Raw genomic sequence first — 19,847 nt, 5'->3', positions numbered from 1 at the left:
GCGCTATGGAATGTCCAGACCGTTTGCGCAAGGACATCATGATGACTGGATCAGAGATTTCGAACGCTCGTATCCTGATCGGCGAATGCTATTGCCGTGCAGTGCGCTTCGAGGTGGCCGACGAATTCTCTTATGCGATGAACTGCCATTGCTCGAACTGCCGCCGCACCACCGGCTCCGCCTTCAAGCCGTTCGCCGGTATCGCGCGAGACAAGCTCCGCATCGTCAGGGGCGGCGACCAGCGGACTATTTTCGGCGACGATATCACCCACGATGTGCATTGCGCCCATTGTGGCTCCTTGCTCTATTCCCAGGTGCGTGAGGGAAAATGGGCCCATGTCGCTATGGGAGCTCTGATCGACACCCCCTCGATCCGGCCCAGCGCCCATATTTTCGTGGGCTCGAAAGCGCCCTGGCACGAGATCACGGATGACCTGCCGCAATATCGGGAGCATATCGGGGTTGACTGAGGGAACCCGGCCCGATCTGCTTCCCGGCGAACCACGGCCGCGCTGGCGCGACCAACAAAAGGGGTATTTCGTCCGGTTGCGGGCGCCGCCTTCGTGACCTCCATCACAAGCGCCGGTGGCGGATCCTGCTAAAGCGGTCCCAAAGGGCCCAGCGGCCCGAATTTCGGAAGTCGTGTCATGCGCAATTTGCTCAGACTTTGTCCGCTTCTCCTTGCCTTCGCGCTGCTGTTTGGCACTGATCCGGCTTTCGCCGGCAAGCGCGTTGCGCTGGTGCTCGCCAATTCGGCCTATCAGCATGCGCCGTTGCTGGCCAACCCGGTCAACGACGGTTCGGTGATGGCCAAGACGCTGAAGGAGGCCGGCTTCGACATCGTCGATTCCCGGCACGATTTGTCGGCGCTGGACACGCGGCGGGTGCTCCGCGACTTCGCGGACGCGACCCGCGATGCCGATATCGCCGTGGTCTATTATGCCGGTCATGGCATCGAGGTCGAGGGGTCGAACTATCTGATCCCGGTCGACGCCAGGCTCGAGCGCGACACCGACGTCTACGACGAGGCGCTCTCGCTCGACCGCGTCCTGGTTGCAGTCGAGCCCGCCAAGCAGCTCCGCCTGGTGATCCTGGATGCCTGCCGCGACAATCCGTTCGGCAAGAGGATGAAGCGCACAATCGCTTCGCGCGGCATCGGCCGCGGCCTCGCCCAGGTCGAGCCGACCAGTCCCAACACGTTGATCGCCTATTCGGCCAAAGCCGGCTTCACGGCGCAGGACGGCGACGGCGCTAACAGCCCGTTCACGGTCGCGCTGTCCAAGCATCTGGCGACACCGGGCCTCGACGTCCGCCGCGCCTTCGGATTCGTCCGCGACGACGTGCTCAAGTCGACTGGCAACAAGCAGGAGCCGTTCGTCTATGGCTCGCTTGGCGGCGAGGATGTTCCGCTGGTGCCGGTGAAGATGACGGCGGCGGCTCCGGCGGCACCTGTGGCGAACCCGCAGGCCGATATCCGCCGCGATTACGAGCTCGCGCTCCAGCTCGGCAACAGGGCGGCGTGGGATGCCTTCCTCGCCCAGCATCCCGACGGTTTCTATGCGAGCTTGGCCAAGCTCCAGCTCGAGAAGATCGGTGCCGAGCAGGCCCATGCGGCGGCGATCGCGAAGGCGAAACAGGCCGAGGCCGAGCGCGACCGCCTCGCCGCCCTTGGTGCGCAGAAGGATGCGCAGGCCAAAGCCGCAGCCGATGCGAAAGCCGCTGAGCAGGCGCAGCTTGCCGCCCAGAAAGCGAAGGAGCAGGCGCAGCAGCAGGCAGCCGTGGCAGAGCAGCAGCGCGTCAACCTCGCCGCTGCGGCACCCGGCGGTGCGCCGGCCAGCACGGCCGGTCCGGCCGGCACCAACGTTGCCTCGCTGACCCCCGCCACCGCACCGGCTGATCTCACTCGCACGGTGCAGTCCGAGCTCGGCCGCGTCGGCTGCTTCTCCGGGCAGGCCGACGGCAATTGGAATACGTCTTCGCAGCGCTCCCTGTCGCAGTTCAACCGTTATGCCGGCACCAAGCTCGACGTGAAGGTGGCGAGCACCGATGCGCTCGATGCGGTCAAGTCGAAACCGTCGCGCGTCTGCCCGCTGGTCTGTGAGCACGGCTTCAAGGTCGACGGTGATAAATGCACCAAGATCGTCTGTCGTGACGGCTATGCGGTCAACGACGACAATGAGTGCGAGAAGAAGCGTGCCGCCAAGCCGGCCAAGCCTGCGCTTGCGAAGCGCGACGACGGTGATGAACGTCCTGCACGGCAGCGTCGCCAGTCCGCCGGCGCTGGCGCAGCGGACGGTTACGGTGCTGCCGCCGGCATTGCTGCCGCCGCTGGCGCCAGTCGCGCTAAGGGTGGCGGGCAGGTGTTCTGCAATAGCGGGGGCTGCCGTCCGGTCCACCGCGGCTGCCATCTCGAATATCGCGGCGGAGGCGGCCCCGGCAACGACGCCAATGCCGAGGTCTGTTACTAGGATCGGGGTGTCCCTAAGGAATCGTCCTGGCGAATGCCAGCACGATTCCTTGGAGTGAGTTCAGGTCGCAATCGCGCTTGCCGCGATGTTCACCGTCAGCGCCAGCAACGCCGTGTTGTAGATGAACGACACGATGCCGTGCGCCGTTGCCGTGCGGCGGATGGTCTTGTCGGTGATGCCGACGTCGGAGACCTGCGCGGTCATGCCGATCACGAACGAGAAATAGACGAAATCCCAATAATCGGCGTGGTCTTCCTTGTCGCCGCTCGGAAACTGAAGGCCTCCTGCCGTACCGTGCCGATAATAATCATGCGCGTAATGCAGCGCGAAGGTCGTGTGCACGGCAGCCCATGACAGTGCGATTGTGGTGATCGCGATCGTCAGCTCCATGACGCCGCGATGCGACGTGCCGAGCTCGGAGACGATCGCCGCGATGCTCGCGAAGGCGCCGGTCGCCGTCACCAGCAGGATGACGAAGCGGCCGTCGTCCTGCATCGCAGCGGCGCGACGAATGTGCTGGTGGTCGTTGCACAGCATCATCGCATAGACCAGCACGAGGTAGACCGCGATCAGCGCGTCCCAGCCGAACAAGAGCCGCGTCACCAGCCGGTGCGTGCCCGGCAGCAGCAGGCAGACAAGGATGCCGACAGCGACCGCAACAAACGTTCGCGGCCGTGCATAAAGCAGCTGCATCGGCCGCGACATCTGGCGGAAGCGGGCGAGGACGGGATCCTCTTTGCCGCCGGCGGCCATCGATGCGCGTCAGTTCTTCCGTTCGGCGACGAATCGCGCCGCGGCTTGCAGCACCGCAGCGCGGTCGTCGAAGATCGACACAGCGCTGTCGGCTCGCGCGAGCAGGTCGCGCACGCGCTGCTTGGCGCCTTCAATGCCGAGCTGGGTGACGAAGGTGGTCTTGCCAAGCGCGGCGTCCTGGCCCGAGGGCTTGCCGAGCGCTGCCGCATCGCCCTCGACGTCGAGCAGATCGTCGGCGATCTGGAAGGCTTCGCCGAGCGCACGGCCGTAATCGTCGAGCGCCTGATATTCCGCACTCGAGGCCTGGCCGAGGATCGCGCCGGCGATGCAGCCATAGCGCAGAAGCGCGCCCGTCTTCATCTGCTGCAGGCGCGCGACATCGACGGGCTCGCGGTCGCCGAAGCGGCCTTCGCCGGCGAGGTCGAGGATCTGGCCACCGACCATGCCGCCAATGCCGGCGCAGCGCGCCAGCGCCCGTGTCAGCAGCAGCCGCACATTGGCGTCGCGATGGATCTCGTCGCGGGTGATGATGTCGAAGGCGAGCGTCAGCAGGCCGTCGCCGGCGAGGATTGCGGTGGCGTCATCGGTCTTCTTGTGCAGGGTGGGGCGGCCGCGGCGCAGGTCCGAATTGTCCATCGCCGGCAGGTCGTCATGGATCAGCGAGTAGCAGTGGATGCATTCGAGCGCCGCGCCCGCGAGCAGCGCGGCTTCGCGCGGCACACCGAACACGGCGGCGCTTTCGACCACCAGGAACGGCCGCAGACGCTTGCCGCCATTGAGGCTCGAATAGCGCATTGCGTCCATCAGTCGCTTGGGGCGGGCGATCTCATCGGGCAGGATGTCGTCCGACAACAGGCGCCCGAGCAGGGCCTCGGTGTCGTCAGCGGTCTTGTCCAGACGTTTGGCGAAATCGGACGGGGACGTGCCGGTCATCAAGAAAGGCTCCAGAACAAAAATTCGGCGGGACAATCCTTTATGAGTCGGCCCCAGTCAATCGTTTGGAAGGCCTAAAAACTGCTGGAAAAGGCCCGAATTATCACAGACTTAATGGCCGGCCCGTGGCCGCGTTTCATTTTGCGCCGGAAAGGTCGATTTGCGCATCGTCAAGATCCTGCTGGTCGTGCTCGCGGTCGTGGCTCTCGCGCCCTATGTGATCGCGCCGTTTTACCGGACCGGCCATCCGGTTTCGACGCTGATAGCCTGGCGTTCGCTTCGGGGCGCGCCGATGCAGCGCCAATGGATCGATCTGGCGGCGATGTCGCCGTATCTGCCGCGGTCGGTGGTGGCCGCCGAGGACGCGCATTTCTGCAAGCATCACGGCATCGATTGGGGGGCGCTGCGCGAGGCGATCGATGACGCCCAGGAGGACGGTACGCCGTTCCGGGGCGCCTCCACCATCACCCAGCAGGTCGCAAAAAACCTGTTCCTCTGGCAGGGGCGGGACTTCGTCCGCAAGGCGCTGGAATTCCCTTTGGCTCTGTGGATCGACCTCGTCTTGCCCAAGCAGCGAATCCTGGAGATCTACCTCAACATCGCAGAACTCGGCCCGCAGGGGCAGTTTGGCGTCGAGGCGGCCAGCCTCTATGCCTTCGGCAAGTCGGCCGCCAGCCTCTCCTCCCGGGAAGCCGCCCTTCTGGCCTCGATCCTGCCCAATCCGGTCAAACGCAGTGCCCGGACCCCCGGACCGGGTGTCAGGCGGCTGGCAGCAACCTATGTGGCGCGGGGGCAGGCGAGCTCGCTTGCGACCTGCTGGCACGAAAATCGCTGATTCCGGGCCCATTCCGGGCGTATTTTCCGGCCCAAGAGCCTAGCTTTACGGCCAGCCTTCCTCTATAAGCGCGGCCTTGATCGGCATTCAGCTCGCCTCGTATTGCGGGTGCTGAGCCGTCCCTTCGCGGACGATGCCCTGATGACACCAATCCCTAGAGGATAACTGAAATGGCCGTTCCGAGAAGAAAAACCTCGCCGTCGCGCCGCGGCATGCGCCGCTCGGCCGATGCCATCAAGAAGCCGACCTATGTGGAAGACAAGGACTCCGGCGAGCTCCGTCGTCCGCACCATCTCGACCTCAAGACCGGCATGTACAAGGGTCGCCAGGTCCTGAAGAAGAAAGAGTCCTGAGGGCAGGACCTTTCTTCGGGCGGGCCGATTGGCCTGCCTGATTTCGGCCACCCCATGAGATAGACGGGGAGGCGGCGGAGCAAATGCTTCGCCGCTGTATTATCCTGTCCGGATATCTTGATCGAGAAGGCATCTTGCCGATGGTCGGTTTCCCGCTACTTCTGATTCCGCTCGCGGTCTACAATATCATCGCCTTCCTGATGCCGACGGTGTCCTTTACGGACGTGCTGTTTAAGGTGCCGATGGTGTCCGGCGAGACTTGGCCGGTCACGCTTGCCGATCTGCTGCTCGCGCTCGGGGTGGTGCTGCTGCTGCTCGAGGTGGTCAAAGGCGCGCGGCCCGGCTCGAAATTCCTGATGGATCACCTGCTGTCGCTGATCGTGTTCGGCGCGGCCGCCGCCGAATTCGTGATGTGGCCCAAATTCGGCAATTCCACCTATTTCCTGCTTGTGCTGCTCGCGATGGCCGACTTCCTCGGCGGCATCGCCCAGCGCACGCGCCGTCGCGTCACCTATGTCGCCGAGACGACGATGGCTGCGCCACGCAAGGCCAAGCGCCAGGCCGAAGCGTCGGCGGACGATGTGGCGTCCGAGCGCAAATTCGAGCCGGTGATCGCGCCACAGCCGGCACCGGTCGTGCCACCCGCACCCTCGGCGCAATCCGTCGCCGAATCCGTGCTGACGGATCATCCCGCGCCGAAGCCGGTGCAAAGCGCGCCGTCGCCGGAAATCCCCTCGCCGCATCTTCAGCCGGGCAACGGCACGCCTTCCTCGCCGGATACACCGCCGCGCTGATCAAGCCACCTGCCGTGTCCGCGCGCTGACGCTCGGCAGCGGGCGCTTGCTGCCATAGGCCATCTGCGCATCTTCGGACGAGGCGCGGCGCAGCCGGCTCGCCTGGGGCAATTGCTCGGCATTGGCGATCAGCTGGGTGACGAAGCTCGGATCGGGTCGCGGCAGCGGTGCCTTATGGACCCACTGCAACGTCGGCATCAGCGGCACGAGGGCCGTGCCTGTCCCGTTGTCTCCTGCGTCCGCTCGATCAGTACTCAACATCGCAATCACCGTTGATCCGGCGGGATTGTCGCGTTTCGGGACGCTGGCGCCGGTGCGTGCCATGTACTCGCAAGCCCTATGCCGGCCGGGCCGGATTGGTTCCCGGGTGCCGACAAACGTGGTTTCCAAATTGTTTATCAACTTTGCCTAGGGTCGAGGCCGAATCTGGCTCTATCCTGTGCCGGCTCAGGACTTCCCGCTGTCCCGAAACGAGGCGACTTTGACCCCAGCATTGCCGCAAGCCTCCGACATCCTGGCCGCACTCGGCCAGGCCGTGTTCGCCTGGGACATCGCCAGCGACGTCATCGTCTGGGGTGAACAGGTCAGCGCCGTCTTCCCGGGCATTCCCGCCGAGCGGCTCGCCACCGGGGCCGAATTTGCCAAGCTGATCGAGCCTGCGCAATCGCTACGGAGCGCTGCGCTGGCGCAGACCTCTGCCGTGCACGGTGCCGGCGGCACGCCTTATCGGGTCGAGTACGGCGTGCGCATGAGTGCTTCCGATCCTGTGATCTGGGTCGAGGAAACCGGCCGCTGGTTTGCCGGTCCCGACGGCCGCCCCACGCGCGCGATCGGCTCCGTCCGCATCAACAACGAGCGTCATGCCCGCGACGAGGAATTGACGAAGCTGGCCCGGCTCGATCCGCTCACCGGCGAGCTCAACCGCTCCCATCTGATCGCGTCACTGGCCGAGGCGATCGAGGAGACGACCCGCTTCCGCTCGACCGCAGCCTTCATGCTGGTCGGCATCGATCATCTCGCCCGCGTCAACGACGCCTTCGGCTTCGACGTTGCCGACGCGGTGATCCTCGACGTCGCCAAGCGCATTCGCGCGCGCTTGCGCGGCGGCGACGTGCTCGGCCGCTTCTCCGGCAACAAGTTCGGCCTGATCCTGAAGAACTGCACCGTCGACGACATGAACGTTGCCGCCGAGCGCTTCCTCGCCGGCATCCGGGACGAGGTGGTACCGACGAAATCAGGCCCGGTCTCGGTCACCGCGTCGATCGGCGCGGTCAGCGTGCCGCGCTATGCCCGCACCACCGACGAGGCGGTCAACCGCGCCCATGAGACGCTCGACGCCGCAAAGCGCCGCCGCGTCGGCTCGTTCGCCGCATGGCGCCCGGATCCCGCGCGCGACGCGCAGCGCCGCGTTAACATCCGCGTCACCGACGAGATCGTCACCGCGCTGAACGAGCGCCGCATCAAGCTCGCCTATGAGCCGGTGGTCTCGGCCGCCTCGCGCGAACGCGCGTTCCACGAATGCCTGGTGCGGATGGATCAGGGCGATGGCCAGGTGCTGCTCGCACCCGACATCGTGCCGGTCGCCGAACGGCTCGGTCTGATTCGCCTCGTCGATCATCGCGTGCTCGAGCTCGTGGTCGCCGAGCTCGCGGCTGCACCCGACATCTGCCTCAGCCTCAACATCTCGCCCGATACGACCATGGATCCCGATTGGTGGGCGGGGATCGAGTCGCTGATGCTGGCTCATCCCGGCGTCGCCGAGCGGCTGATCGTCGAGATCACCGAAACGGTCGCGATTCAGGACATCGATGATGTCCGCGGCTTTGTCACGCGGCTGAAGAATTTCGGCAGCCGCATTGCCATCGACGATTTTGGCGCCGGCTACACCTCCTTCAGGAACCTGCGCAAGCTCGGCGTCGACATCGTCAAGATCGACGGCGCCTTCGTTCAGAACGTCACGCGGTCCGCCGACGATCGCGCCTTCGTGCAGACCCTGATCGACCTCGCCCGCCGCCTCGAAATCAAGACGGTCGCCGAATGGGTGCAGGACGAAGAGGCCGCAAGCATGCTGCGCGACTGGGGCTGCGACTACATCCAGGGTCGTCTGATCGGCCTCGCCTCAGCCGAGCGGCCATGGGGCGCACCGCCGGACAATGCGCTGCCTGCGGCAGGGTAGGTGTTTTCGTTTTCGTCGCGCGGGGATCTCGCTTCACCTCTCCTTTGCGGGAGAGGGCGGATACGTCAGGCAGTAAGTATAAACCTCCTCACGCCCCTTCGTCCAACGCCACCAGCTCACGCTTCTTGCGCAGCGCGGGCAACAGTGGTGCGATCAGCAGCACCATCGCCAGCGCAAGACACGCCGCCGAGATCGGCCGCTGCACGAAGGTCCAGAGATCGCCCTGCGACAGGATCAGCGACTTGCGCAGATTGTTCTCCAGCATCGGTCCGAGCACGAAGGCGAGTACCAGTGGCGCGGGCTCATAGCCGAGCTTGCGCATGAAATAACCGATGATCCCGAACGCGATCATCACGTAAACGTCGAACACGTTGTTGCTGGAGCAGTAGACGCCCAGGATCGTGAACAGGATGATCAGGGGGAAGAGGATGTTATAGGGCAGCTTGAGCAGTTGCACCCACATGCCGATCATCGGCAGATTGAGGATCAGCAACATGACGTTGCCGATATACATGCTGGCGACGATGCCCCAGAACAGGCCGGGGTTTTGTGTGATCAGCAGCGGCCCCGGTTGCAGGCCGTGAATGACGAACGCGCCGAGCAGCAGCGCCATCACCACGTTCGGAGGGATTCCCAAGGTCATCAGCGGAATGAACGCGCCGCCGGCCGCCGCATTGTTGGCGGATTCGGGGCCTGCGACGCCCTCGATCGCGCCTTGGCCGAACCGCTCCGGCGTTTTCGACAGCCGCTTCTCCAGCGCGTAAGACGCGAACGAGGCCACCACGGCGCCGCCACCCGGCAGGATGCCGAGCAGAAAGCCGAGCAGCGTACCGCGTGCTACGGGACCGGCGCTCGCCTGCCAATCGGCCTTGTTGGGCAAGAGCTGCGTGATCTTGGTGTTGATGATGTCGCGCTTGATCGCCTGCTCGGTGTTGAGCAGCACCTCGGCGACGCCGAACAGGCCCATCACGACGGGCACGAGGCCGATGCCGTCGATCAACTCCATGCGGCCGAAGGTCAATCGCGGCTGCGCCGTGATGCTGTCGAGGCCGATCAGGCCGAGCACGACGCCGATGCAGGCCATCAGCAGCGCCTTCGGCATCGAGCCCTGGGTCAGGAAAGTGAGCACGACGAGGCCGAGCACCATCAGGCTGAAATACTCGGCCGGGCCAAAGGCGATGGCGATACTGGCAAGCCTCGGCGCCACCAGCATCAGCGCGATCAGCGCAAAAGTGCCGGCGATGAAGGAACCGAAGGCGGAGATGCCGAGCGCGGGGCCGGCGCGGCCCTGCTTCGCCATCTGGTGGCCGTCGATGCAGGTGACAACGGAGGCAGCTTCGCCGGGGATGTTGACCAGGATCGACGTGGTCGAGCCGCCATACATCGAGCCGTAATAGATGCCGGCCATCATGATGATGCCGGATTCCGGCGTGCCCGACAGCGTCACCGGCAACAGCAACGACATCGCCGAGATCGGCCCGATGCCCGGCAGCACGCCGACCAGCGTGCCAATGAAGACACCGATGAAGCAATAGAGCAGGTTGATCCAGGTCAGCGCAACGCCGAACCCGTGCGCGACATTGGCGAGCGTATCCATGCGATCAGCCGATCCCGAACAGGCCAGAGGGCAGCTGAATCAAGAGCAGGCGCTTGAGCACCCACCACATGCCGAGCGGAACAAGCACGGCGATTGGAATCGCCAGCGTCCAGCGCACGGGATCGATCAGGCGCAACAGCAGCAGCATCAACGGGATCGACGACAACAGGAATCCCAGCGGCTCCAGTGCGAACGAGAACGCGGTGAGGCAGGCGATGACGAGAAGTGGCTTGCTCCAACGCACATTTTCCCAGCGTGAGGCCAGCGTTGGCCCGCCCTCGGTGATTGCCGAGATGATGATGCTGGTTGCGAACACGCATATCAGGATGCCCGTGTAGAACAGCACGTAGCCGGAGCCGGGATCGTTGATGGTGCCGAGCTTGAGCTTCAGCCCCGACCAGATCACGAAGGCGCCGAGTGCGAGCCCGATCGACCCGCCCCAGAGTTCGGAGTTGCTGAGGCGGAGTTTGACGTTGGTTTGGTTGTTCATCGCTTGTCTCTCAGCCGTTCCCCGGACGCTGCGCAGCACGAAGTGGTGCGCTGCAGATCCGGAGGTCCGATGGTTCGTGGCAAGGTGGTTCCGGCTCTGCGGTGCATCGCTGAAGAAGCGCTGCACCGCGTCCGGGACACGGAAGCGGCTCAGCCTATTTCTTCGCCAGCCCGAGTGTCTCGATCACCTTGCGCTCGGACTCCGTGACCTCGACAACGAACTTCTTGTAATCCTCTGTGTTCTTGTAGTTCGGCACCATGTCATATTTGGCGAGCGTTGCCACGACGGCCGGGTCTTCGACCGCCTTTTTGAACGCATCGTGCAGCTTGGCGACGATTTTCGGATCCATCCCCTTCGGGCCGGCGATGCCGAACGGGGAGTCATAGACCACGGGATAGCCGAGTTCCTTCAGCGTCGGTACATCCGGGTAATTCGGCGAGCGGGCACCAGTCCACACCATCAATAACCGCAGCTTGCCAGCGTCGACCAGCGGCCGCCATCCCGTGGAGTCTGCCTGAAGCATTGTATGCTGCCCCAGGACCGCGGCGTTGGTTTCCGCGCCGCCTTTGAACGGCACCTGGGTGAGCTTGATGCCGGACATCGCCGCGATCTGCTCCATGCCGATGTGCAGCGAGGTGCCGGTGCCCGGCGTCGCGTAGGTCACCTTGCCCGGGTTCGCCTTGGCGAACTCCACCACGTCCTTCCAACTCTTGAACTGGGACTCCGCGTTGGTGGTGACGCCGAAGGTATAGCCGGTGAGATGGATGATGTAGGTAAAATCCTTCGCCGGATCCCATGACACCTCCTGCATCAAGGGCAAGCGGAAGACGGTGATCGGGATCTGGGAGATGGTGTAGCCATCCGGCTTCGCGGCCGCGGCCATGGTTGCAGGCCCCACGGTGCCGCCGCCGCCGGCCTTGTTGTCGATCACGATGGGCTGACCCAGGACCTTCGAAGCGCTGTCGGCGATCGCCCGCATCGAGATGTCAGTCGAACCACCGGCCGGCCAGGGCACGATCAGCGTAATCGGCTTGGTAGGATAGTCCTGCGCACTGGTGGCAGTGGAGAGCACTGCGCCTATGACCGCATGTATGGCGGCAAAGGCAATCGTCTTCAGCCCGGATCGCGACATAGAAACGCCTCCCTCGCAGCGGCCTCGCTCAAGCCGCCGTCTCTCATTTTGTGGGACGATTGTTCCCGAAATCACGAGAGAAGAAAAGCGCCATTGCGTCTGTGCCAGGCAAGGAGCGAGACGGCACTTCCGCCGGAAACCATCCATGCGACAATTGGTCGTTCGGCGGCGTGCCGAGATACGGAATTTGAGCGGGCGAAGCCGCTACGCCACGCGCCGGATTGCGCTCAGCGTCTCGATGATGCCGCCGACTTCGGCCGCCGGGCACGGCTTGCCGAAATAATAGCCCTGCACGGCGGTGCAGCCGCATTCGCGCACGAAGTCGAGTTGCTCCGCGGTCTCCACCCCCTCCGCCGTGGTCTCGACCCCGAGCACGGAGCCGAGGCTGGCGATGGTGCGGACGATGGCGACGCTTTCGGGGCTCTCGCCGAGGGTGCCGACGAAAGAGCGGTCGATCTTGATGCGATCGAACGGAAATTTGCGCAAATAGCTCAGCGAGGAATAGCCGACGCCAAAATCGTCGAGGCTGACCCGCACGCCGAGTGCGCGGAGCTGGTGCAGGATCTCTATCGTCGCCTCGCTGTCGTCGAGCAGCGCCGTCTCGGTGACCTCGAGCTCGAGGCGTTGTGGCGACAGGCCGGCTTCCGCAAGTGCGCTCGTGACCATCGTCACCAAGCCGCGCGAGCGGAACTGCACCGGCGACAGGTTTACCGCGATGGTGACCTCGGGCCAGGATACAGCGGACGCACAGGCGGTTCGCAGCACCCTTTCGCCGATCGGGACGATCAGCCCGGTCTCTTCCGCGATCGGAATGAATTCGGCCGGCGAGACGAAGCCGCGCGAGGGATGCTTCCAGCGCAACAGCGCTTCGAAGCCGGTCAGCTCGGAATTGTCGAGCCGCACTTGCGGCTGGAACACGAGATGGAATTCACGTGCTTCCAACGCGCCGCGCAGATCGTGCTCCAGCGCATGCCGGCTGCGCGCCTCTTCCTCCATCTCGGGCTCGAACAGCTGATAGGCGCCGCGGCCCTTGGCCTTAGCCTGGTAAAGGGCGAGGTCGGCGCATTTCATTAGCTCGTCGGCATCGAGCCCGTGGTCGGGCGCGACCGCGATACCGACGGAGACGCCGATATGGATCGACTGGTTTTCCAGCGGCGGGGGGTGGCCGATGATCTCGACCAGGCGACGGGCGAGCTTTTCAGCCGATTGCGGCTGCGGTCCGCGTTGGAGCACGGCGAATTCGTCGCCGCCGAGCCGCGCGACGGTATCATGCTCGCCGACATTCTCCTTCAGCCGCGCCGCAACCCAGCGCAGCAGGCGGTCGCCTGCCGCGTGGCCGAGGCGGTCGTTGACGGTCTTGAAATTATCGAGGTCGAAACACAGCACCGCCATCGCGCCGCCGGCGATCGCGACCTGGTTCAGCCCCTCGCTCATCTTCTCGCGGAACAGCGTGCGATTGGGCAGGTCTGTCAGCGAATCGTGGCGTGCCATGTGCGCGACGCGGGCCTGGGCCTTGTGGCGCTCGGTGACATCCTCATAGGTGACGACCCAGCCGCCAAGCTCCATCCGCTTGTGATTGAGCTTGATGATGCGGCCGTCGCTCAAATGGCGATGCAGCGTGTGCTCGCCCTCGCGCAGCCTCTCGACATAGTCGGCATAGAGCCGCGCGCCCGTGGTGTTCGGATGGATGCCGAGCTCGCAGCTGTGCTCCATGATCTCGCGCATCGAGACGCCCGGCTTCACGATCTCGGTCGAGAGGCCGTACATCTCGATATAGCGGCGGTTGCAGACGATGACGCGCAGGCTCGAATCGAGCATGCACAGGCCCTGGCTCATGTTGTTCAATGCGGCGTCGAAACGTCGATACTGCTCGCTCAGCTCCTCGATGGCGCGCTCGCGTTCGGTGATGTCCTCGTAGGTGGCGACGAAGCCGCCATCGGGCAGTGCACAATAGCGCACCGAGATCACGATCCCGTTGGACATGCGCCGTCGCATCGGCGAGGAATCGCGGTTCGCGATCCTCGCGCTGGCGGCTTCCAGGAGTTGTTGCGGGCTGTATTCGGAAGCGAACGCGCCGTTCGCCATCGACCGCTCGATCAGCTCGGAAAGATGCGTGCCGGGCCGTGTCTCCTCGGGCGACAGTCGGCAGATCGTGCGGTAGGTGGTGTTGCAGACGCGAAGCCGCATCTCGCTATCGTAGAAAGCGAGTCCGTGCGCCATGTTCTCCAGCGCCGCATCGAGGATGAAGTTCTGCTGCCTCAGCGTTTCCTCGTATTGCAGCCGCTCGGTGACGTCCTCGTGCACCGTCACCCAGCCGCCGTCGGGAAGGAAGCGGGAGACCGCCTGCACCATCCGCCCGTCATAGCGCATGACCAGCAGGGTTTTCGCTTTCCTGGCGCGCACGTCAGCCAGCCTGGTGTGATGGAACTCATCGGCCGACATGCCCGTCAGGTTGCCGCGCGACATCCAGTGCTCGATCACTGTGCTGTGCGAGATGCCCGGCTTCACGATTTCGGAGTCGAGGTTGTAAAGGTCAAGGAACCGGCCGTTGCAGACGACGACGCGGCTGTCGGCATCGTACATGATGAGGCCGTGCGACATGTTCGCGAGCGCGTGCTGGCTACGCTCCGTCTGCACGCGCAATTCCGCCTCGAGTCGGCGAGACGACTGACGTCGTCGCAGATCGTCATCCAGCCGCCGCCGGGGAGAGGCTTCAGCTCGAGCGCCATGACGAGGCCGCTGGCAAGCCGCTGTTCGGTGCGGAATGGCTTGCCCCCTGCAATTTGCGCCAACCGCGCCGAGTAAAGTGCATCAATCTCGTCCTGCGGAAAGTTTCCGCGCGTCGCGCTGTGGGCAAGCACCTCGCGATAGCTCGTGCCCACCCGCACGATATCGGCCGACATGTCGAACAGCGTGAGGTAGCGCTGATTGACCAGCACGATCCGGTTGTGGGCATCGTAGACGCAGACGCCCTGCTCCATGTGGTCGAGCGCAAGCTGGCTGGGCGCGACCAGGGCCTCGGGGGCCTGTTCGCGGTGTGCACCATGCTCGTTCTCGCGGGTCGACATCATGAGAGTCGTGGATCTCGGCGGGCAATAGACTTAACGCGACGTAATTCAGCCGCCGAGGGTAGCGAAGAGGCCGGAAAATTCCCTTAAGGGCAGTAGTTTACGGAGAGTGACCGGCGGTGCAGAGATGCGTGTGCACGGAGTATCACTGTCATCCTGAGGTGCCGGAGCATAGCTGAGATCTGGAAGGGCGTCGGGCCGGCTGCATCGCGGCCGGTTCATCCTTCGAGGCGTGCCGCGCTGCACAGGGCGAGCACCTCCGGATGACGGGCCAAGGCGCAGTCTGCCGGCCTGCTCAAGGCCCGTACAGCACCAGTTCCGTGTCGGTGAGATCGGCGAGCTGCGGCCGGTGCGGGCCCTTGAAATATTTGCGGCCGCGCCGTTCGGTGTAGAGGCCGACGAGGCCGGGAAGCGGGCCGTTGGAATCGACGGCCACCGCAATCTTGCCGAGCCGCAGCAACAGCCGGCCGATCCGGCCGGCGCAAGTGGCATATTCGGCGGTGTTGCGGCAGTAGATCAGCTTCATCGCAGGCGGCGCAATGAAGCCGCGGCGGATGCGCACCGGTTGCAGGATGAAGGGGAACGTTCCCTCCGGTGTGCGGCAGACGAGGCTGAGGCAATTGTAGCGCGCATGTCGTGTCAGCAACTCGGTCTCGGGTTCGCCAAGCCCCTGGATCGCCTTGGCGTGCGGCGAGATCACCTCGATCGTGCTCCAGCGCGGGGGGCGCGCCAGCGCAGGCACCGAGAAGAATATCCCGCAGCAATAGGCGCGAAAGCCCTGCGTCTCGATGATCGGCCAGGTCCACGGCGCCGGGCTGATGTTGAGATAAGTGACGTCCTTGTGCCGCTGCGCGATCTTGGTCAGCAGCGGCGCGTAGTTGCGGTAGGCCGGATCGACATACCAGCTCGACAAATTGCACTGGATGGCGGTCTCTTCGCCGTGCTGGCGCGCCGTGTAGATCAATAGCAGTACGCCGACCGGTGTGCCGTCATCCTCGAGCATGTAGCCGAAGCGCGGATAGCCCTCCGGCACGGTCCGGAAAGCCTGCCGGCGCAGGCCTTGTATCCAATAGTCCCGCGAGCGGCCGATGAAGCCGCCCGTCAGCAGGTCCGCGATGGCTTCGACATCGGGCTCGGTGATTTCGCGGCATCGGACCTTGGTGTGGATCACGCTCGTCTTGCCCGTGGAAATGGTCAGCCTCGTGAGTTCCGTTAGCGCCAGCCTTCGCCGTGGGCCTCGGCCGCAACATGCGGCTGTAAGCCCAGGACGTCCCGCACCCTGGCTGGCCAGGAAGCGGTATCAGTGCCGTGGGTGTGAAACAGGGCGACCGCGAGCCGGTCCATGCCGAAGGCAACGCAGCCGGTGTGGGCCGGCTCGCCATTGGCATCCTGAATGCCCCAGGTCGTGCCGAAATGCTCGCGGTGATAGTTGAAGCTCATGCAGGCGGTCGGCTGCTGCTCCGAGCGCAGCGGGATCAGGAGCTCGAACTTCAGCTGCTGCTGCTTCTGGCTCACCGCCTTCATCTGGCCGACGCGGCCGAAGAAAGGATCGCTGGCGTAGTCGACGCGGAAGGTCAGGCCGAGGTCGCGGGCGATCGCCTGCGCGCGCACCATCCAGCGCTCGCGGAAGTCGGCGACGTCATCGGGGCTGCCGATACAGACATATTCGCGCATCCGGAACGATTGCAGGCGGTCGAGATGCTTTGACGGCTCGCGGCGGAAGCAATCGGCGGCGACGTCGAAGCGCAGACCGCCCTTCGGCAATTGGCCTCGGCTTGCTGCGATCGGGTAGACGGGATAGCAGGCGGCTGGCGACAGCACGAGGTCGGCCGGCGAGAGCGATGAGGTCCAGTCGCCACCGGCATCAAAGCGGCTCACCGCAGCGTTGATCTCGCGTTCGGTGCCGTGCAGCCCGCAGACGCAGCCGAGCAGGTTCGGAAAGCTCTTGAGGTAGCCGGATTTCTCCAGCTGAGCCCGGCTCATCACCGGCGGAAAGCGCATCACCTCGGTTCCGGCCTCGCGATGGCCAGTGATCAGCGTGGCGAGCTTCTCGACGATGCCCTCGTAGAGCGCGGTGCGGGCGTAGACCCCGTCCGAGCCCATGCGGTGGAATAGCTTGTCGATGAGATGATCGAGCGGATCGATGATCTCTGGTGCGGTCGCGGGCGAATTGGGGAGGACGGCAATGTTCATGGAGTTGATGTCCTGCTATCTCAAATTGTTCTTGTTGGTTCAGTCGCCAAGGCTAGTCGGTCATGAAGGCACGTCAGTCACGAAGGCTCAATGGAACGCCGCTCATCAGCGTCGATGTCGCGGCGTTGGCGAGAATACGGTCATTGTTGATCATGATCGGCGACGACAGAACGTCGCGCAGGTGGCGGCCCATGGTGAACTCACCGTCGTTGCGGTAGCCGGAAAGGCCCGCTGTGCGCATCGCATGCATCACAGTCTCGACCGCGAGCTCGGAGGCCTGCACCTTTAAAAGCGTGATCGAGGATTGGAAGTCGAGCGAGCTCAGCGCGCGCTCGTCATGCTCGGCGCCGGCGAAGGCGTCGATGTTGGCAGCGATCAGCGCGCGCAGCTTTGCGAGTGACATCTTCGCGGCGGTGAAATGCGCCGCGGCCGGCGGCATTTGTCCGCCGGAGCTGCGGGCCGCTTTGCGAATGAAGGCCTGCGCACGGGTCACCGCGGCGGCGGCAATGCCGGCCCAAGCGGACGACCAGCATAGATGCGCGAATGGCGTCATGGTCTGGGCGTGGATCTTGTCATAGGATTCCCGGAAAACGCGGTCGGCGGGGCAATCCACCTTCAGCTCGAAACCGGTCGAGCAGGTGCCGCGCATGCCGAGCGTTTCCCAACCCAGCGTGCGCTTCAGCGAATAATCGTCCTTGGCGAGTGCCAGCAGCACTTGGTCGGAAGCGGCAGCGTCAGTGGCGCGGCGGGCGATGGTGACGAGACCGTCGGCTTCGGCGCCGTAGGAGATCACGGTGGCGTCGCGTACTAGCGACACGATGTCGCCGGCGTGATCGACGGCGGCGGCGCTGGCGCGGATGTTGCCGCCGTTCTGTCCCTCGGTGGTGGAAGAGGCGAGCAGCCACTGGTCGCGCGCGACCCGGCGCATCATGGTTTCCATCCAGGGGATGCCGTGGCCGTGCCTGACGACGCAGGCAACCTTGGTCTGGTGCATCGCGTAGATCATCGCGGTGGAAGCGCAGGCGCGTCCGAGCGTATAGCAGATGTCGGTGACATCGTAGATTGAGGCGCCAAAGCCGCCGAATTCGACCGGGATCATGACGCCAAGCAGTTTCTGCTCGCGCGCAACCTCGAAAGCCTTGTGGGGGAAGCGGGCGTCGCGATCGACCCCGTCTGCGTCGGCCGCTGCGGCAGCGGCTGTCCGGGCGGCACGCTCGATCAGGGAGGGGCCCTGCTCGAGAAAGCTCGTCTGCGTTTCGTCGACAGTGAGGACTGCTTCACGCACGTTCATGCTCGTCCGCCTCCGGTTCGCCGTTCGAGATCGCCGCCATCATTCGCGATGCCGCCGGCGATCCTCCGACCATCTTTGCTTGTGAGACGAGGCTACGGATTTAATTCAAATTCGTCGATGAAATAGAGGGTAAACAAAGCCCAATTCCGAACGAACAGTTAAGGTCAGGTTGTTGGAGGGGGCCGAAATTCAGCGGACCCGTTAGGATTCTGGAAGAGCCCTCCAAATTTTAGTCAATCTGAGTCATCGTTTACTAAGAAGGACGAAGTAATCCTCGCGCCCATTGCGGGATCGACTGGCCGTGCCCATCGTAGCCGGCAGTCCGGTCCGCCTCCGATAGACAGATGGGAATTTGCCGATGCAGGCTTTCAATACCGACATGCGCAATCGCATCATCAAGCTGGTGAAGGGCATCATCGAACAGAACTCGCTCACGGCGGACATCACGCCATCGGCGAAGCTCGTCGATGTCGGCCTGACCTCGATGGACATGGTCAATCTGATGCTCGGCGTCGAGGCCGAGTTCGACTTCACCATCCCGCAAGCCGAAATCACGCCGGAGAATTTCCAGACCGTCGAGACGCTGGAGCGGATGATCGCAGCTCAGCTGCAGCCGGCGAACGCAGCTTAGTTGAACCACTGCGGTCGTTCTGGCGAAAGCCAAGACCCATTTCCCAGGGAGCAGTTTTGCGGAGACCGGTCGTTCGGGACAAAGACCGTTCGCAACCGATAGACGTCGCAGTATGGGTCCTGCTTTCGCCAAGGCGACACCGATGGCGTGGCGATAGCGCCCGTTTCCTGACCACACCACCACCCCGTTCCAAATCTGGCGCAAAACTGGCATAGCTTGACCATGTCGCACGTGGCGGATGGGATGGAGCAGGCATGACGCAGGCGGTATTGGGCATCATCGGCGGTTCCGGCATCTATGATCTGCCGGGCCTAGAGGGTGCGCACGAAGAGGAGATCAAGAGCCCCTGGGGCGAGCCGTCAGCGCCCCTGCGCCGCGGCTCCATCGCCGGCTTGCCGATCGTGTTCCTTCCGCGGCACGACAAGGGACACCGACTGTCGCCCTCCGACATCAACTACCGCGCCAATATCGACGTCCTGAAGCGCGCAGGTGTCACCGACCTGATCTCGCTGTCGGCCTGCGGCTCCTTCAGGGAGGAACTTCCGCCCGGCACCTTCGTGCTGGTCGATCAGTTCGTCGACCGCACCCACAAGCGCGAGAGCTCGTTCTTCGGCCGCGGCTGCGTCGCCCATGTCTCGATGGCCCATCCGGTCTCGCCACGGCTGCGAATCCATCTTGCCGCAGCGGCCGAAGCCGAGGGGATCGCAATCGCGCGTAGCGGCACCTATGTCTGCATGGAGGGGCCGCAATTCTCCACTTATGCGGAGAGCATGACTTACAAGACGCTGGGCTATTCCGTGATCGGCATGACCAACATGCCCGAGGCCAAGCTCGCGCGGGAAGCCGAAATTTGCTATGCCACCGTTGCGATGGTGACGGATTTCGACTGCTGGCATCCCGACCACGATGCCGTGACCGTGCAGGACATCATCCGTGTGCTGAATTCGAACGCCGACAAGGCGAAGGCGCTGGTCGCGCGGCTGGCAAGGGATTTTCCGCGCGAACATGAGCCGTGCCCGATCGGCTCGGATCGCGCGCTCGACACCGCCCTGATCACGGCGCACGAGGCCCGGGATCCCGAGCTTTTGAAGAAACTCGATGCGGTGGCGGGGCGCATCCTGCGCGGTTGAGAC

At 64.2% G+C, this 19,847-nt stretch carries 19 protein-coding genes; 8 read left to right on the top strand and 11 right to left on the bottom strand.

Annotated features, from left to right (window positions below):
- The first annotated feature begins 41 nt into the window (after positions 1 to 41).
- Entirely contained in the window at positions 42 to 470 is a 429-nt protein-coding gene (locus IVB01_RS06920; RefSeq protein WP_247282055.1) for a GFA family protein, read from the top strand.
- Between the two features lie 177 nt (positions 471 to 647).
- Complete coding sequence (locus IVB01_RS06915; protein WP_247281956.1) at positions 648 to 2,468, top strand: caspase family protein; 1,821 nt, start codon at positions 648 to 650, stop codon at positions 2,466 to 2,468.
- 60 nt (positions 2,469 to 2,528) lie between these two features.
- On the opposite strand, the gene IVB01_RS06910 is transcribed toward IVB01_RS06915, so the two are convergent.
- Entirely contained in the window at positions 2,529 to 3,221 is a 693-nt protein-coding gene (locus IVB01_RS06910) for a DUF1345 domain-containing protein (RefSeq protein WP_247281955.1), read from the bottom strand.
- 9 nt (positions 3,222 to 3,230) lie between these two features.
- Positions 3,231 to 4,154 (bottom strand): polyprenyl synthetase family protein, encoded by a 924-nt coding sequence (locus IVB01_RS06905; protein ID WP_247281954.1) that lies wholly within the window; start codon positions 4,152 to 4,154, stop codon positions 3,231 to 3,233.
- A gap of 160 nt (positions 4,155 to 4,314) precedes the next feature.
- Here IVB01_RS06905 and mtgA point away from each other — a divergent pair, with 160 nt between their 5' ends.
- From mtgA to IVB01_RS06890, 3 genes are all read left to right on the top strand, one after another.
- Positions 4,315 to 4,989: a monofunctional biosynthetic peptidoglycan transglycosylase gene (gene mtgA, locus IVB01_RS06900; RefSeq protein ID WP_247281953.1), complete on the top strand. Its 675-nt coding sequence runs from the start codon at positions 4,315 to 4,317 to the stop codon at positions 4,987 to 4,989.
- Between the two features lie 170 nt (positions 4,990 to 5,159).
- On the top strand, positions 5,160 to 5,342 hold the full coding sequence (gene rpmF, locus IVB01_RS06895) for a 50S ribosomal protein L32 (RefSeq protein ID WP_007598106.1): 183 nt from the start codon (positions 5,160 to 5,162) through the stop codon (positions 5,340 to 5,342).
- Positions 5,343 to 5,482: 140 nt separating this feature from the next.
- Positions 5,483 to 6,136 carry a hypothetical protein gene (locus IVB01_RS06890; RefSeq protein ID WP_247282054.1) on the top strand — a complete coding sequence of 218 codons (654 nt, stop codon included), beginning with the start codon at positions 5,483 to 5,485 and terminating at the stop codon, positions 6,134 to 6,136.
- Here the strand turns inward: IVB01_RS06890 and IVB01_RS06885 are convergent, their stop codons facing one another.
- Complete coding sequence (locus IVB01_RS06885) at positions 6,137 to 6,397, bottom strand: hypothetical protein (RefSeq protein ID WP_247282053.1); 261 nt, start codon at positions 6,395 to 6,397, stop codon at positions 6,137 to 6,139.
- Between the two features lie 220 nt (positions 6,398 to 6,617).
- Between IVB01_RS06885 and IVB01_RS06880 the strand changes: the two genes are divergently transcribed.
- A complete protein-coding gene (locus IVB01_RS06880) occupies positions 6,618 to 8,312 on the top strand; it encodes a bifunctional diguanylate cyclase/phosphodiesterase (RefSeq protein ID WP_247281952.1) in 1,695 nt (564 codons plus the stop codon).
- Between the two features lie 88 nt (positions 8,313 to 8,400).
- On the opposite strand, the gene IVB01_RS06875 is transcribed toward IVB01_RS06880, so the two are convergent.
- The 8 genes from IVB01_RS06875 to IVB01_RS06840 form a co-directional block, all read right to left on the bottom strand.
- Positions 8,401 to 9,909: a tripartite tricarboxylate transporter permease gene (locus IVB01_RS06875; protein ID WP_247281951.1), complete on the bottom strand. Its 1,509-nt coding sequence runs from the start codon at positions 9,907 to 9,909 to the stop codon at positions 8,401 to 8,403.
- A 4-nt stretch (positions 9,910 to 9,913) separates the two neighbouring features.
- Positions 9,914 to 10,399, bottom strand: coding sequence for a tripartite tricarboxylate transporter TctB family protein (locus tag IVB01_RS06870; RefSeq protein ID WP_247281950.1), 486 nt, complete (start codon positions 10,397 to 10,399; stop codon positions 9,914 to 9,916).
- A 154-nt stretch (positions 10,400 to 10,553) separates the two neighbouring features.
- Complete coding sequence (locus IVB01_RS06865; RefSeq protein ID WP_247494323.1) at positions 10,554 to 11,531, bottom strand: tripartite tricarboxylate transporter substrate binding protein; 978 nt, start codon at positions 11,529 to 11,531, stop codon at positions 10,554 to 10,556.
- Positions 11,532 to 11,735: 204 nt separating this feature from the next.
- Entirely contained in the window at positions 11,736 to 14,114 is a 2,379-nt protein-coding gene (locus IVB01_RS06860; RefSeq protein WP_247494332.1) for a PAS-domain containing protein, read from the bottom strand.
- Complete coding sequence (locus IVB01_RS06855; RefSeq protein WP_247494322.1) at positions 14,036 to 14,602, bottom strand: PAS-domain containing protein; 567 nt, start codon at positions 14,600 to 14,602, stop codon at positions 14,036 to 14,038. The genes IVB01_RS06860 and IVB01_RS06855 overlap by 79 nt, the downstream gene beginning before the upstream one ends.
- A 292-nt stretch (positions 14,603 to 14,894) precedes the next feature.
- Positions 14,895 to 15,770, bottom strand: coding sequence for an acyl-CoA acyltransferase (locus tag IVB01_RS06850; protein WP_247281947.1), 876 nt, complete (start codon positions 15,768 to 15,770; stop codon positions 14,895 to 14,897).
- A 41-nt stretch (positions 15,771 to 15,811) separates the two neighbouring features.
- A complete protein-coding gene (locus IVB01_RS06845) occupies positions 15,812 to 16,792 on the bottom strand; it encodes an amino acid--[acyl-carrier-protein] ligase (RefSeq protein WP_247281946.1) in 981 nt (326 codons plus the stop codon).
- Between the two features lie 73 nt (positions 16,793 to 16,865).
- A complete protein-coding gene (locus IVB01_RS06840) occupies positions 16,866 to 18,083 on the bottom strand; it encodes an acyl-CoA dehydrogenase family protein (RefSeq protein ID WP_247494321.1) in 1,218 nt (405 codons plus the stop codon).
- A 358-nt stretch (positions 18,084 to 18,441) separates the two neighbouring features.
- Between IVB01_RS06840 and IVB01_RS06835 the strand changes: the two genes are divergently transcribed.
- Both IVB01_RS06835 and IVB01_RS06830 read left to right on the top strand, forming a co-directional pair.
- On the top strand, positions 18,442 to 18,714 hold the full coding sequence (locus IVB01_RS06835) for a phosphopantetheine-binding protein (protein WP_247281944.1): 273 nt from the start codon (positions 18,442 to 18,444) through the stop codon (positions 18,712 to 18,714).
- A gap of 254 nt (positions 18,715 to 18,968) precedes the next feature.
- A complete protein-coding gene (locus IVB01_RS06830) occupies positions 18,969 to 19,844 on the top strand; it encodes an S-methyl-5'-thioadenosine phosphorylase (RefSeq protein WP_247281943.1) in 876 nt (291 codons plus the stop codon).
- Positions 19,845 to 19,847: the final 3 nt, after the last annotated feature.

This window comes from Bradyrhizobium sp. 164, from assembly GCF_023073715.1.
Classification (GTDB): Bacteria; Pseudomonadota; Alphaproteobacteria; order Rhizobiales; family Xanthobacteraceae; genus Bradyrhizobium.
The sequence above is the reverse complement of the archived record's forward strand: the minus strand, read 5'-3'. Positions and strand labels throughout refer to the sequence as shown.

What these genes read in the sequence shown, in the direction of transcription:
- IVB01_RS06920 (WP_247282055.1), top strand. Translation starts at nt 42, where the DNA reads ATGACTGGATCAGAGATTTCGAACGCTCGTATCCTGATCGGCGAATGC.
- IVB01_RS06915 (WP_247281956.1), top strand. Translation starts at nt 648, where the DNA reads ATGCGCAATTTGCTCAGACTTTGTCCGCTTCTCCTTGCCTTCGCGCTG.
- IVB01_RS06910 (WP_247281955.1), bottom strand. Translation starts at nt 3,221, where the DNA reads ATGGCCGCCGGCGGCAAAGAGGATCCCGTCCTCGCCCGCTTCCGCCAG.
- IVB01_RS06905 (WP_247281954.1), bottom strand. Translation starts at nt 4,154, where the DNA reads ATGACCGGCACGTCCCCGTCCGATTTCGCCAAACGTCTGGACAAGACC.
- rpmF (WP_007598106.1), top strand. Translation starts at nt 5,160, where the DNA reads ATGGCCGTTCCGAGAAGAAAAACCTCGCCGTCGCGCCGCGGCATGCGC.
- IVB01_RS06890 (WP_247282054.1), top strand. Translation starts at nt 5,483, where the DNA reads ATGGTCGGTTTCCCGCTACTTCTGATTCCGCTCGCGGTCTACAATATC.
- IVB01_RS06885 (WP_247282053.1), bottom strand. Translation starts at nt 6,397, where the DNA reads ATGTTGAGTACTGATCGAGCGGACGCAGGAGACAACGGGACAGGCACG.
- IVB01_RS06875 (WP_247281951.1), bottom strand. Translation starts at nt 9,909, where the DNA reads ATGGATACGCTCGCCAATGTCGCGCACGGGTTCGGCGTTGCGCTGACC.
- IVB01_RS06870 (WP_247281950.1), bottom strand. Translation starts at nt 10,399, where the DNA reads ATGAACAACCAAACCAACGTCAAACTCCGCCTCAGCAACTCCGAACTC.
- IVB01_RS06865 (WP_247494323.1), bottom strand. Translation starts at nt 11,531, where the DNA reads ATGTCGCGATCCGGGCTGAAGACGATTGCCTTTGCCGCCATACATGCG.
- IVB01_RS06860 (WP_247494332.1), bottom strand. Translation starts at nt 14,114, where the DNA reads ATGTACGATGCCGACAGCCGCGTCGTCGTCTGCAACGGCCGGTTCCTT.
- IVB01_RS06855 (WP_247494322.1), bottom strand. Translation starts at nt 14,602, where the DNA reads ATGATGTCGACCCGCGAGAACGAGCATGGTGCACACCGCGAACAGGCC.
- IVB01_RS06845 (WP_247281946.1), bottom strand. Translation starts at nt 16,792, where the DNA reads ATGAACATTGCCGTCCTCCCCAATTCGCCCGCGACCGCACCAGAGATC.
- IVB01_RS06840 (WP_247494321.1), bottom strand. Translation starts at nt 18,083, where the DNA reads ATGAACGTGCGTGAAGCAGTCCTCACTGTCGACGAAACGCAGACGAGC.
- IVB01_RS06835 (WP_247281944.1), top strand. Translation starts at nt 18,442, where the DNA reads ATGCAGGCTTTCAATACCGACATGCGCAATCGCATCATCAAGCTGGTG.
- IVB01_RS06830 (WP_247281943.1), top strand. Translation starts at nt 18,969, where the DNA reads ATGACGCAGGCGGTATTGGGCATCATCGGCGGTTCCGGCATCTATGAT.